Source organism: Rhizobium sp. ERR 942 (genome assembly GCF_007828395.1).
Lineage (GTDB): Bacteria > Pseudomonadota > Alphaproteobacteria > Rhizobiales > Rhizobiaceae > Rhizobium > Rhizobium dioscoreae.
This window is the reverse complement of the sequence record NZ_VIUA01000002.1, coordinates 314,740-327,773: the sequence shown is the minus strand read 5'-3', so window position 1 is coordinate 327,773 and position 13,034 is coordinate 314,740. Positions and strand designations below refer to the sequence as shown.

Sequence of the window (13,034 nt, the reverse complement as noted above, 5' to 3'; positions counted from 1 at the left end):
ATTGTTCTAGAGGAATTATAATGTCGTATCTGACGCGCCGGTTGATGACATTCCCGCTGATCATGCTGGGCGTGTCCATCTTCGTCTTCGTCGCTATCCGGCTGGTGCCGGGCGATGCGATCACGGCGATGCTCGGAACCAATGCGGGCCTGCTGACGCCGGAACAGCGGCAGGCCCTTGCTGCCTATTTCGGCATCGACCAGTCCTGGCCGATCCAGTACTGGCATTGGCTGCTCGGTGTATTCCAAGGCAATCTCGGCATATCCGTCACCTACGGAAAACCAGTGCTCGACGTCATCCTGGAGCGCTTTCCGCTGACGCTCGAGCTTGCTTTGCTTTCCATGGTGATCGCGCTTGCCATCGGCCTGCCGGCGGGCGTCTTTGCCGCCACCCGCAATGAAAAACTGTCCGATCTTGCCGTGCGCATCGTCGCCATGGTCGGGCAGTCCACGCCGAACTTCGTTCTCGGGCTGCTGCTGATCTATGCCTTGTCGGCGGGATTTGGCGTGTTGCCGACTATGGGTGCCTTCACACCCCTTTGGGAGAATCCGCTCGAAAATCTCCGCCAGATGATCCTGCCCGCGCTGACGCTCGGTTTTGCTTTCGCCGCGTCGGTGACGCGCGTGGTGCGCTCCGCCATGCTCGATGTCCTGAGCGATGATTATGTCCGCACCGCCCGCAGCCGTGGCGTGCCGGCGCGCGGCGTCATCTGGCGGCATGCTTTGCCGAATGCATTGATCCCGGTGGTGACCCTGAGCGGCGTCGAATTTGGCTATCTGCTTGGCGGTGCTGTCCTGGTCGAGCAGATCTATGCCCTGCCCGGGCTGGGGCGCATGGTGCTCGATGCCATCCTGCAGCGTGACTATGCGCTGGTGCAGGGAAGCGTGCTGTTCATTGCCTTCAACTTCATGATCGTCAATCTGCTTGTCGATCTCGCCTATGTCGCGCTCGATCCGCGCGTTCGGCTGGGAGAAGGCTGATGCGGATCATCAGAGCCATCTTCGGACATATGAGCGGGCGGATCGGCGGCGTCATCGTCCTCATCTATATCTTGCTTGCCATCCTCGGCACGCTCGGGGTCACGCCGCACGATCCACTGACGCAGAATAGGATCGACAGGCTGCATCCGCCGAGCCTCACCTATTGGATGGGCACGGATCTCTTCGGCCGCGATGTCGCAAGTCGGTTAATGCACGGTATCGGCGAATCCTTCACCGTCGCCTTCTTTTCCGTCGCCGTTGCTACCCTGATCGGCACCGTGCTTGGCTTAACCGCCGCCTGGTCTGGCAAGCGCTGGGATGGCGTCATCATGCGTACCATGGATGTGCTTCTCGCTTTCCCTGCGATCCTGCTCGCGTTGCTCATCATCGCCATCGTTGGCCCCGGTACCTGGACAAGCGTTGCCGCAATCGCGATCGTCTATACGCCGATCTTCACCCGCGTCGTGCGCGGCCCGGCTCTTTCCTTGAAAGGACGCGATTTCGTCGATGCCGCCCGCACCTTCGGTAGCAGCCGTTCCTATATCCTGACGCGGCATCTTCTGCTCAATCTCGTCGCACCCTTGACCGTGCAGGTGACGCTGGCGCTTGCCTGGTCGCTGCTGACGGAAGCGGGCCTCAGCTTCCTCGGCCTGGGAACGCAGCCGCCGTCCTCTTCGCTTGGCCTGATGCTGAGCGACAGTCGCAATCTTATGGAAACGGCGCCTTGGCTGCTGATCTTCCCTGGCGTGACCATCATGATCTCCATCCTCGGCTTCAATCTGCTCGGCGATGCCCTGCGCGATATCCTTGATCCGAAGATGCGGAGGGCGACGGTATGACACCGCTTCTTTCTGTCTCTGATCTTAGCGTCGGCTTCGGACGCAACCCCCAGACCAATCCCATCGTTCGCGGTGTCAGCTTCGATCTTGATGCCGGCGAGACGCTGGCAATCGTCGGCGAAAGCGGCTCGGGCAAGTCGGTCACCGCACTTTCGATCAATCGTCTCGTCGATTTCGGCGGTGGCCGCATCACCGGCGGCTCGATCCGCCTGAAACGTGCCGATAACAGCATCCTCGATCTGACCAAGGCGAGCGAAGCGGAACTGACGAAGATCCGTGGTGCCGAAATCGGCATGATCTTCCAGGAGCCGATGACCTCCCTCAACCCCGTCCTGACCATAGGTACGCAGATCGAGGAATCCTTCCGGCTGCATCGCGGCCTGACGGGGAGTCAGGCGAAAGCGGCGGCCAGGGACGCCTTGGATCGCGTGCGCATTCCGGATGCCGCGCGGCGCTTGACCTATTGCCCGAACCAGCTTTCCGGCGGCATGCTCCAGCGCGTGATGATTGCAACCGCGCTTGCTTGCAATCCACGTCTTCTGATTGCCGACGAGCCGACGACGGCGCTCGATGTCACCGTACAGGCGCAGATCATGGCGCTCCTTGCGGAATTGAAGCGCGAAACCGGCATGTCGATGATCTTCATCACGCATGATATCGGCCTCGTTGCCGGCATTGCCGACAAGGTGATGGTGATGCAGGCAGGCCAGGCGGTTGAGCAGGGCGAGCTTAATCAGATCCTCGATCATCCAACCCATCCCTATACCCGCCATCTGCTGCATTCGGTTCCCCATTTTTCGTCCGGACAGGCGGCACGCGCCGATTTTCAACGGGACGAGGTGTCGTCCCAGCCGGCATTGAAGGTCGATGGCTTGACCGTCCGTTTTCCGGTCAAGGGCGGCCTCCTTCGGCGGTCGAGCGGCGCCGTTCATGCCGTCGAAAGCGTTGGTTTTGACCTGATGCCGGGCGAGACACTGGCAATCGTCGGCGAGAGCGGATCGGGTAAATCCACCACAGCCCGCGCGATCCTCGGATTGGTGAAATCGACCCGCGGCACCTTTACGACGAATAGCGGCAAGGCGGCGGATCGCACGAGCGCGGTGCAAATGGTTTTCCAGAACCCATACGCTTCGCTCAATCCGAGACTGCGCATCGATAGCATCCTTGCCGAACCGGTGATCGCCGCGGGCGCGCGGGTTTCCGCCGAAACCCGCGAGCGAATGGTCATGCTGCTCAAGCGCGTGGGCTTGCCAGAAAACGCGCTGGAGCGCTATCCGCACGAATTTTCCGGGGGCCAGCGGCAAAGACTATGTATTGCGCGCGCTTTGATGCTGAATCCGTCAGTGCTTGTGCTGGATGAAGCTGTGTCCGCGCTCGACGTATCCGTTCAAGCTCAGGTTCTCGAATTGCTGATCGAACTTCAGCGCGAATACGGGCTCGCCTATCTGTTCATCTCGCACGACATGGCTGTCGTGGAGCGCATCGCCCATCGCATCGCAGTGATCTATGCCGGGCAGATCGTCGAGATCGGCGATGCCGCCTCGGTCTTGTCGGAACCCAAGCATTCCTATACCAGGCGGTTGATCGCGGCGGTTCCGACGGTTGCGCGGCGCAGGGAAAACTTCACGCTCGACACCCGCCAGGTTCCGTCCCTGGTGCGCCCTTTGGGCTTCGAGCCGGCCATTCCCGAGTGGCGCCGCTTTGCGCCGGATCACATCGCGCTGGCAGAAGCCTGAGCGGGTCGAGGAGAGGCGAGATGGCAGCGAGGGGGAGCATGCAGTTTCAGGAGCGTTTCGATGGGGCCTTCGCGCCGATCGAGCAATCGGTTGCGGCGGCGCGCATCCCCGGCGGTGTGCTTGGCATGGTCGATCTCGACGGCATCAGGCAGGTCCGCGCCGTCGGTTCGGCACAGAAGGTGCCTGATGTCAGGCCGATGCTTCTAGATACCTGGTTCGACCTTGCATCCCTCACAAAAGTCATTTTCACCACACCGCGTATTCTTGCTCTGGCAGAGGCCGGCACAATCGACCTCGATGCTCCCTTGATCGAACTCCTGCCCGATCTGCGCCAGTATAGTGCCGAGGCCTGGGAGCGAAAGGTAACATTCCGCCAATGCCTCGGCCATCAGACGCCGTTTCCGGCGGTCGAGCCTATCTACACCTATGGCCGCGACCCAGAGCTTCTGCGCGCCTTCATCCTGCAGCGCGAATGGCGCGCCGGGCCGCCCGTCTATTCCGACATCAATTTCATTCTGCTTGGCCTTGCGCTGGAGCGGCTGAATGGGAAGACAATCCGCGCCATGGATCCGGGGCCGGGATTTGCCTTCTCCGCGCCGCCGGAATTGGCTGCTGCAACGGAAGACTGCACCTGGCGTCACCGTGTTCTGTCGGGCGAGGTCCATGACGATAATTGTTCGGCATTGCAGGGTGCCGGCCATGCCGGCTTGTTCGGAACGGCAGATGCGATCCTCGACTTCGCAAAGGGGCTGCTGGATGGCAGCGGCGCACCGGCCAGCTCGATCACCCTGATGCGAACACCGCTTTCGGCAACGCGGACCCATGGCTGGGAACGGCCCCATGACGGTTGGCATGGCGGTGCTCTCTGCTCGTCCGGCACGATCGGTCATACGGGGTTTACCGGCGTGGCCCTCTGGGTCGACTTCGACAAGGGCCGAGCCTGGACCCTTCTTACCAACCGCATTCACCCGACGCGCCACTTCGACAGCGGCATTCTGGCGCTCCGTCAGGCCGTCAGCGATCTCGTCAACGCAGCATAGGAGTCTGACCATGGAACCAATCTGGGCAGTCGGTCTGATGACCGGAACCGTCCTCGACGGCAATATCGATGTCGCCATGCTGAAGACGGACGGCGAGCGCGTCGAGGAATTCGGCCCCTATGTTTTGGCCCCTTATCCCAGCTGGATTCGAGAACTGCTGGAAGAGACGCTGCGGCAGGCGCGCGCATGGAATTTCGAAGGACCTGAACCGGCGATCTTCAAGGCGGCCGAGGAAGCCTTGACGCGAGCACAGTCGGAAGCCGTGAAGGAACTCGTGGAAAGCAACGGCATGACGATGGCAGACATCGGCGTCGTCGGCTTCCATGGCCAGACCGTCTTGCATCGCGCGCCGCAGAAGGACCGGCTGGGGCAGACGCGCCAGCTTGGCGATGGCGAGCTGATGCGGTCCATTCTCGGCACCAAGATCGCCTATGATTTCCGCTCGGCCGACATGCGCGCCGGCGGCCAGGGCGCGCCGCTTGCTGCTGCCTATCATACCGCGCTGCTGCGCGGGGCGGGTGCAGCAGGAGAGGCGGCCATTCTCAATCTCGGCGGCGTTGCGAATGTCACATGGTGGGATGGAGAGGGCAATTTCGTTGCTTTCGATACCGGCCCGGCCAATGCGCCGCTCAACGATTTCATCAAGTCGCACGGGCTTGGCGAGATGGACCGCGACGGTGCGCTTGGAGCTGCCGGCAAGGTCGATGAGGCACGGCTCGAGCGGCTGCTGCAGCACCCCTATATGACTGCACCCTATCCGAAATCGCTGGATCGTTTCGATTTCGGTGCCGCCATGGCAGATGGCCTCGGCCCGGAAGATGGCGCCGCCACGCTTTCGGCCTTCACGGCAAGCGCCGTCGGCAAGGCGCTGGACCTGCTGCCGCGCAGGCCCATCAAGGTCGTCGTCAGCGGCGGCGGCCGGCACAATCCGACGATCATGTCGATGCTGAAGAGCCGGGCCGGCGTCGAGCCGATCTTTGCCGAGGATCTCGGCTGGCGCGGCGATGCTGTCGAGGCCGAGTGCTTTGCGTTTCTCGCCGTGCGCGTTCTGCGTGGCCTGCCGATCAGCTTTCCTGGCACGACGGGCGTGCCGGCGCCGATGCGCGGCGGACGCCTTGCGGAGTAACAGCCTGCGCGTTGGCTGTCGCGCGAGAGGTTTTCGCTTCCGTCCATCGATGATATGAAGAGGCCGCGAATTTGCGATCGGTTGGTCTCGGACGGATATCGCTTAAATGGCAGGCAGGCATTACCGGGCAGGCTTCTTCGGCATCGTCGTCGCTTTTGCGATCGCATTTTCCATTAACGGTTTTGCTTTCAGACCCGCGAGAGCTCAACCGGAATGGACTGTCGCACCACCTGTCTGCATTTCGGGGCCGCTGACGACGGAGACGGGCCAAACGCTGTGCCTGCGCAAGGACAGCTACAATCGCGATCTCTGCACCGCCATCGAATATTTCGCGCATGCCAACCGTCTGCCGCCGGATTATCTGGCACGGCTCGTCTGGCGCGAAAGCCTGTTTCGCTCCGATGCCGTCAGTCCTAAAGGCGCGCGCGGTATCGCGCAGTTCATGCCGGGAACAGCGAGGCTGCGTGGCGTGCGCGACAGCTACGATGCGCTTGAAGCGCTCGGCAAGGCGGCAACCTATCTCGATGAATTGCGGGGCCGCTTCGGCAATCTCGGGCTTGCGGCGGCTGCCTATAATGCCGGCGAGGCCGGCCTTGCCAATTTCCTGAATTCGGGCGGGCTTCCCTATGAGACGCGGAACTATGTGAGCGCGATCACCGCCCATAGTGTCGAAGAATGGCGCGATGATCCGCCAGATATAGCAGCCCCCGTGCTGGATAAGAGCAAGCCGTTTGTCGATTCCTGCGTCGCCCTTGCTCAGAGCCGACGCCTGAAACCCATTCCGTTGGAGCAGGAGCGGCCGTGGGCGCCCTGGGGTGCGCAATTGGCCGAGCATTTTCAGCTGGATGCCGCTCGCCGTCTGTTTACCGCAAATATCCGGAAACTGCCGTCACCGCTGAATTTGGAGAAGCCGTTGATCGTGCGGCAACGCAATGCCGACTTCGGTCGACGGGTCCGTTATGCGGCGCGCATTCCGCGGCAAACGCGGGAGGAAGCGGATGCCGTTTGCACGCAGGTCCGGCAGCAGGGCGGCAGTTGCCTGGTTTTTAAGAACTGAGTTTGGGGCGCGTCAATACCTGCGTCATTTGCGGCTGGCGCGTATCGATTGTTTTGTCAAGTGCCTATTGGTAGCGCTTTACTCTCTCCTGCCGCCCGCTTATTCGTTAGAGATCGGCATTTGGGAGGAAGCCGTTTGGGTAGCCAAAGGAGCGTATGATGACGCAGAAGCGTGAAGTCCCCGGTATCCGTCCCTATAATAGCCCAGCTGGCGGTTGGGGAGCCCTGAAGGCAACCGCCAAGGCGGTTCGCGACCAGATGGATGTCACCGAGGCGCCGGGCCTTCTCCTGCGCACCAACAAGCCCACGGGCTTTGATTGCCCTGGCTGTGCCTGGCCCGACAAGGAACACACCTCCACCTTCCAGTTCTGTGAAAACGGCGCCAAGGCCGTCACCTGGGAAGCGACGAACAAGCGCGTGACGCCGGAATTCTTCGCCGAACATACGGTCAGCGAGCTTTTGACCTGGAGCGATTATGAGCTCGAAAATGCCGGCCGGTTGACCCATCCGATGGTCTACGACCACGCATCCGATGCCTACCGGCCGATTGCCTGGGAAGACGCCTTTGCCCGCATCGGCGACGTCATGCGCAGCCAGCCCGATCCGGATATGGTCGAATTCTACACATCCGGCCGTGCCTCCAACGAAGCGGCCTTCCTCTTCCAGATCTTTGCCCGTGAATACGGCACCAACAATTTCCCCGATTGCTCAAACATGTGCCACGAAGCGACCAGCGTCGGCCTGCCGCAATCGATCGGCATTGGCAAGGGCACCGTCTCGCTCGACGACTTCGATGAATGCGATCTGATCATCTCCATGGGGCACAATCCCGGCACAAATCATCCGCGCATGATGGGTACGTTGCATGAATGCTCGCGCCGTGGCGTGCCGATCATTGTGTTCAACCCGCTGAAGGAGCGGGCGTTGGAGCGTTTTGCCGATCCGCAGGATCCGATCGAGATGGGAACCTTCAGCTCGACCCGAATCGCGTCGTCCTATTATCAGGTGAAGATCGGCGGCGATGCCGCAGCGCTCAAGGGAATCATGAAAGCGGTTCTGGCGCTGGCCGAAACATCACCTGAAGTCCTCGATCATGCCTTCATCGCCGAACACACCACCGGCTTCGAAGCCCTTGTTGCCGATATCAACCGGACTGAGTGGGCCGATATCGAGCGGGTCTCCGGTCTCGCCCGCGCCGACCTGGAACGGGTAGCGGAGATCTATGCCAAGTCGAAGGCCACGATCGTCGCCTACGGCATGGGCATCACCCAGCATGCCAAGGGAACGGCGAATGTGCAGCAGATCGCCAATCTCCTGCTGCTACGCGGCAATTTCGGCAGGCCCGGTGCGGGCATCTGCCCGCTGCGCGGCCATTCCAACGTCCAAGGCAATCGCACCGTCGGAATTACCGAGAAGCCGACGCCGGCTTTGATCGAGGGCATCGAACGTGCCTTTGGCTTCACCGCGCCGGCTCATCATGGTCACGATGCCGTCGCCGCCATGCAGGCTATGGCGGAAGGGCGCTCCAAGGTGCTCATCTGCCTCGGCGGCAATTTCTCGATCGCGCTTCCCGATCCGGAACTCTGCGCGCAGGCGATGCGCAAGCTCGATCTCGCCGTTCACATGAATACCAAGCTCAATCGCTCCAATCTGCTTATTGGTAAGGAATCCTTCCTGTTCCCCGTACTTGGCCGCACTGAACAAGACGTTCAGGCAACCGGCGCGCAATCGGTGACGATCGAAGATTCGATGTCGATGGTACATGCGTCGCGCGGACGGCTGAAACCGGCCTCCGACCAACTGCGTTCGGAACCTGCCATCGTCGCGGGAATAGCGCAGGCGACCCTGCCGAACAGCAAGGTTGCCTGGATGGAGCTCATCACCGACTACGATCTGATCCGCGACAAGATCGAAATCGTCTATCCGGATTTCGCCGACTATAACGAGCGCATCCGCGTGCCGGGTGGCTTTCGCCTGCCGATCGGACCGACCGAGCGCGTCTGGAAGACGCCGTCCGGCAAGGCAGAATTCAAGCTCTTTGATGGTCTGAACGAAGATATCTCGCTTTCGGATGGAACTATCCTCAAGCTCGCTACAATCCGCAGCCACGACCAGTACAATACGACGATCTATGGGCTCGATGACCGCTATCGTGGCGTCTTTGGCCGCCGCGACATCCTGTTCATGAACGACAAGGATCTGAAAGCAAAGGGCCTGGAGCACGGCGATCTGGTCGAGATCGAAACGGCGCTCCCATCGGGTGCCAAGCGATTGCTGAAGCTGACGGCGATTTCCTACGATATTTCCGAGGGCTCCGTCGCTGCCTATTACCCGGAGGCAAACTGCCTGATCCCGATCGACTACCAGGACAAGGAAAGCGGCACGCCGTCCTACAAGTCCGTTCCGGTGCGGGTCAGCAAGGCGGCATAGTTTCGTTTTGCCTTCTAGCCGTCTTTTGCCATCTTGATGGCTGACTATCCTATGGCTATATTAGTCGGAACAGGAGAAAGACATGGCTGAACCACAACTATCCGTTCGCAGTGCTCGAGCACGTGACCTCGCGCATCGCCTTGCGCGGCGTGAAAACCGGACGATCGCCGATGTCGTCGAACGAGCATTGGAAGCCTATGAAATTCGCGAGGCTGGTCGCGAACCCGCATCGTCTTTCTATGCTCGAATGGCGATGAGGGATGATGATGATATCGACCTCGAATCGGTCATTCGCGATGGGCGTCAACCCAATCACGGCATTGATCTGTGATATTTCTGGACACGAATGTCATCTCTGAAACTTTCCGGAAACTGCCTGACGAGGCCGTGATATCGTGGCTTGGTCGGTATGATGCGGAGATAGCACTTTCCACTGTGGCTATTGCTGAAATCGCCTTTGGTATTCAAAAGATTGCTCCCGACCAGAGGGCTGCCCGGCTTGAGCAAAGATTATCTGAATGGCGCCATCGTTTCGCGGATCGGATCTTCGGTCTTACCGAAGAAGCCGCATTAGACTACGGCAAGCTAATGGGTGCAGCGAAGAGGCAAGGACGACCAATGTCGACGGCAGATGGCATGATTGCAGCCATCGCCCGCGTAAATGGCGGACGTTTGGCCACTCGCAATCTGTCCGACTTCCGTGAGACTGGGCTGGATCTAATATCTCCTTGGGAATTCTAGTCCGCTTGCAATGGTGACGACCTTTCCGGCATATGTGCGGTTGCTCGAGAAGACAGCTACCGCAGCCGTCCTCCCTGCTTGTCGAAATAGCGCCGACGTTCGGGCGGGCAATGCAGATGGAGCATATCGCCGCGCTCGATCTCAGGCCCGTCGCGATATTCGGCTATGATCGCCTGGCCGTCCTCTGTCTGGCAGTAGAGATAGCGCGTGCCGCCCAGATATTCGGTAACGTCGACCGTGACCCGCACTGTATCGTCGGCATTTGATGCGACGACGAAATGTTCAGGGCGCATGCCAAGCAGAATCTTTTCGCCAGCCGATGGCTTGGTTTCTGCAAGGTCGACCTTGATGCTGTCGTTTCCGACCTTTGCCGTCCCGTCATCCGACCATGTCGCGTCGATCATGTTCATCCTTGGCGAGCCGATGAAGCCGGCCACGAAACTGTTAGCCGGGTCTTCATAGACCTCGCGCGGAGTGCCGACCTGCTCGATCCGGCCGTCCCTCAGCACGACGATCTTGTCGGCAAGGGTCATGGCCTCGGTCTGGTCATGGGTGACATAGATCATCGTATTGCCGAGTTCCCGGTGAAGCCGGGCGATTTCGATACGCATGGAGACGCGCAGTTCCGCGTCGAGGTTGGAGAGCGGCTCGTCGAAGAGAAAGACATCTGGCTCACGTACGATCGCGCGGCCGATGGCCACGCGCTGGCGTTGGCCGCCGGAAAGCTGTCCCGGCCGCCGATCCAATAGATGGTCGATCTTGAGGATCGCGGCGGCGGAGCAAACACGTCTTTCGATTTCTGACGCGTCGGTTCGGGCCATTTTCAGCCCGAAACCGAGATTGTCGCGAACGCTCATATGCGGATAGAGCGCATAGGACTGGAAGACCATGGCGATGCCGCGCTCGGATGGGTCGAGATCGGTGACATCTCGGCCCTTGATGGCGATCTCACCGTCGGTCACCTCCTCCAGTCCGGCAATCATGCGCAGCAGCGTGGATTTGCCGCAGCCGGAGGGGCCGACAAAGACGACGAAAGCGCCTTCCGGTATGTCGAGATCGATGCCATGGATGACCTCCAGCCCGCCGAAACTCTTGCGGACGCCGGTCAGGCGCATACCGTTCTTCGTCATGTCAGGCTCCGCGCTGCAGCTGATCGGCGCGGATCCAGACCAGCATCTCGCCCGGATCGCGATTGTCCCAGAGATGATAGGGCACGAAACGCGCGGTGGAGGCAGCGCTTTTCGGTGGTGTCGTCCGATAGAGATCGGAGCCCCAGTCGGCCTCATCGCGCATGACCGAAACATCGAGCGCTACCGCGTCCTCCAATGCGGCAATTTCCGTCGTCTTGGCGGAGGCCGGATCGCTGGAAAGCGAAATGCCGTTGAGGTCGTGACCGTTGTCGGTGGTTTCGACGCAATAGACGAGCGGTCCGCGCATCAAGGCAGCACGTCCGGCGTCCTGGCGGACTTTCGGATTGGCAAACAGCGCGCGCGGGATCAGCGGGAGGGTGAGGTCGACGCTATCGCCCGGCTGCCACTCCCGCTCGATACGGGCATAGCCATCGACGGTGATCGCTGCCAAGTCGACCGGTACGCCCTTTACTGCAAGCGTCGCGCCCTCGGCCCATTCGGGGATGCGCAGCGATAGTGCGAATTTGGCTGCACGATCGGGATTGATCTCGAAGCGAATGGCGCCGTCCCAAGGATATCGCGTTTCCTGTGAGAGCTGCACGGTCACGCCGCCGGCAAGCGGCACGCGCGCCTTGCTCTCGCCGTAGAGATGGACGGCAATCTCATTGTCGGCCGCGGCGTACATGTAGGAGCCGACGGAGGCGAGCAGACGCGCGATATTGGGCGGGCAGCACGGGCAATGGTGCCAGATCCAACGGTGATGCTTGCCGGCGCTCTCCAGCGGATTTTCGTAGAAGAAGGTCTTACCGTCCTGCGATAGCCCGGCCATTGCACCGTTATAGAGCGCCACTTCCATGATGTCGGCATAACGGCGGTTCGGGCCGCGGCCGAGCATGCGGTTGGCCCAGAAGACCAGACCGACGGAGGCGCAGGTCTCGGCATAGGCGCTCTCGTTCGGCAGGTCGTAATAATCGGTGAAGCCTTCGTTCGAGGCAGCCGGCCCGATGCCGCCCGTCACATACATCTGCTTGGTCGTCAGGTCGTCCCAAAGCGTCTCGAGGGCCGAGGTCAGCGTATCATCGTTATATTCCGTGGCGATATCGGCCATGCCGGAATAGAGATACATGGCGCGCACGGCATGGCCGACGACCTTGGTCTGTTGGCGCACCGGCAGATGCGACTGGCTGTATTCGTAGGTCTTCTGCACGAAGTTCTTCGGGTCGCGGCCGTCGCGAAGCGCTTCCTCAGTGAAGAAATGCGGTTCCTGGCCACGCTCGTCGATGAAGTATTTGGCGAGATCGAGATATTTCGTCTCGCCGGTGACGCGGCCGAGCTTGACGAGCGCGAGTTCCACCTCTTCATGGCCGCAATAGCCGCGCAGCTGGCCTTCGCCATGCCCGAAGACGGTAATCATGTAATCGGCAAAACGGCTCATGATATCGAGCAGCTTGCGCTTGCCCGTTGCCTGGTAATAGGCCACGGCAGCCTCGATCAGATGGCCGGCACAATAGAGTTCGTGATGATCGCGCAGGTTGGTCCAGCGGCGGCCCGGCTGGACGCGCTGAAACCAGGCGTTCAGATAGCCGTCCTCCTGCTGCAGCTTTTCATACATGTCGATGATGGCGTCCGCGCGCGCTTCCAGTTCGGCATTGGGGCGGCGATAGAGGGAATAGGCGATGGTTTCGATCGACTTGCCGAGATCACTGTCCCAGAACATCTGCGTCGAGCCCGACCAGGTCTGCAAGGGAATAACGATACCGGGGCTTGGCTGGCTGACGTCGATGGCCTTGATCATGCCGGCCTCGACGCAGCGGTCGAGTAGCGTCGCTGCGGTGGAATTGCAGATGGCATCCTGGCGAGCACCGAAGAGCCCTCCAAGTTCGACATTCGGAACGGGCAGGGGACGAAACTGGCGGCTTTGCTTGTCAGACATGGCTTTGATCCGTTGTTCGAAGG

General features: G+C 60.7%; 11 protein-coding genes. 9 read left to right on the top strand and 2 right to left on the bottom strand.

All coding sequences use genetic code 11. The features are described 5' to 3' along the window. Positions 1-20 precede the first annotated feature (20 nt). The 9 genes from FBZ97_RS08430 to FBZ97_RS08390 all read left to right on the top strand — a co-directional run bounded on the left by FBZ97_RS08430 (position 21) and on the right by FBZ97_RS08390 (position 9,948). Positions 21-980 (top strand): ABC transporter permease, encoded by a 960-nt coding sequence (locus tag FBZ97_RS08430; RefSeq protein WP_145318295.1) that lies wholly within the window; start codon positions 21-23, stop codon positions 978-980. Continuing rightward, the gene (locus tag FBZ97_RS08425) at positions 980-1,819 is read left to right on the top strand and encodes an ABC transporter permease (protein WP_113354404.1); all 840 of its coding nucleotides are present in this window, start codon (positions 980-982) and stop codon (positions 1,817-1,819) included. Before FBZ97_RS08430 ends, FBZ97_RS08425 begins: the two co-directional genes overlap by 1 nt. Next, positions 1,816-3,555 carry an ABC transporter ATP-binding protein gene (locus FBZ97_RS08420; RefSeq protein WP_145318292.1) on the top strand — a complete coding sequence of 580 codons (1,740 nt, stop codon included), beginning with the start codon at positions 1,816-1,818 and terminating at the stop codon, positions 3,553-3,555. Before FBZ97_RS08425 ends, FBZ97_RS08420 begins: the two co-directional genes overlap by 4 nt. Positions 3,556-3,575: 20 nt before the next feature. Then, the gene (locus FBZ97_RS08415; protein WP_145318289.1) at positions 3,576-4,595 is read left to right on the top strand and encodes a serine hydrolase; all 1,020 of its coding nucleotides are present in this window, start codon (positions 3,576-3,578) and stop codon (positions 4,593-4,595) included. 10 nt (positions 4,596-4,605) lie between these two features. Continuing rightward, positions 4,606-5,721, top strand: a complete 1,116-nt coding sequence (locus tag FBZ97_RS08410) for an anhydro-N-acetylmuramic acid kinase (protein ID WP_145318286.1) — start codon at positions 4,606-4,608, stop codon at positions 5,719-5,721. Positions 5,722-5,827: 106 nt separating this feature from the next. Further along, positions 5,828-6,778: a lytic transglycosylase domain-containing protein gene (locus FBZ97_RS08405; RefSeq protein ID WP_145318283.1), complete on the top strand. Its 951-nt coding sequence runs from the start codon at positions 5,828-5,830 to the stop codon at positions 6,776-6,778. 158 nt (positions 6,779-6,936) lie between these two features. Then, a complete protein-coding gene (locus FBZ97_RS08400) occupies positions 6,937-9,207 on the top strand; it encodes an FdhF/YdeP family oxidoreductase (protein ID WP_145319987.1) in 2,271 nt (756 codons plus the stop codon). A gap of 82 nt (positions 9,208-9,289) precedes the next feature. Beyond that, a complete protein-coding gene (locus tag FBZ97_RS08395; RefSeq protein WP_113354409.1) occupies positions 9,290-9,538 on the top strand; it encodes a type II toxin-antitoxin system VapB family antitoxin in 249 nt (82 codons plus the stop codon). Further along, positions 9,535-9,948 carry a type II toxin-antitoxin system VapC family toxin gene (locus tag FBZ97_RS08390; RefSeq protein WP_145318280.1) on the top strand — a complete coding sequence of 138 codons (414 nt, stop codon included), beginning with the start codon at positions 9,535-9,537 and terminating at the stop codon, positions 9,946-9,948. The genes FBZ97_RS08395 and FBZ97_RS08390 overlap by 4 nt, the downstream gene beginning before the upstream one ends. Before the next feature lie 56 nt (positions 9,949-10,004). On the opposite strand, the gene ugpC is transcribed toward FBZ97_RS08390, so the two are convergent. Both ugpC and FBZ97_RS08380 read right to left on the bottom strand, forming a co-directional pair. Beyond that, the gene (gene ugpC, locus FBZ97_RS08385; protein ID WP_145318278.1) at positions 10,005-11,078 is read right to left on the bottom strand and encodes a sn-glycerol-3-phosphate ABC transporter ATP-binding protein UgpC; all 1,074 of its coding nucleotides are present in this window, start codon (positions 11,076-11,078) and stop codon (positions 10,005-10,007) included. Between the two features lies 1 nt (position 11,079). Further along, positions 11,080-13,011, bottom strand: a complete 1,932-nt coding sequence (locus FBZ97_RS08380; protein ID WP_145318274.1) for a glycoside hydrolase family 127 protein — start codon at positions 13,009-13,011, stop codon at positions 11,080-11,082. Between the last annotated feature and the right edge of the window lie 23 nt (positions 13,012-13,034).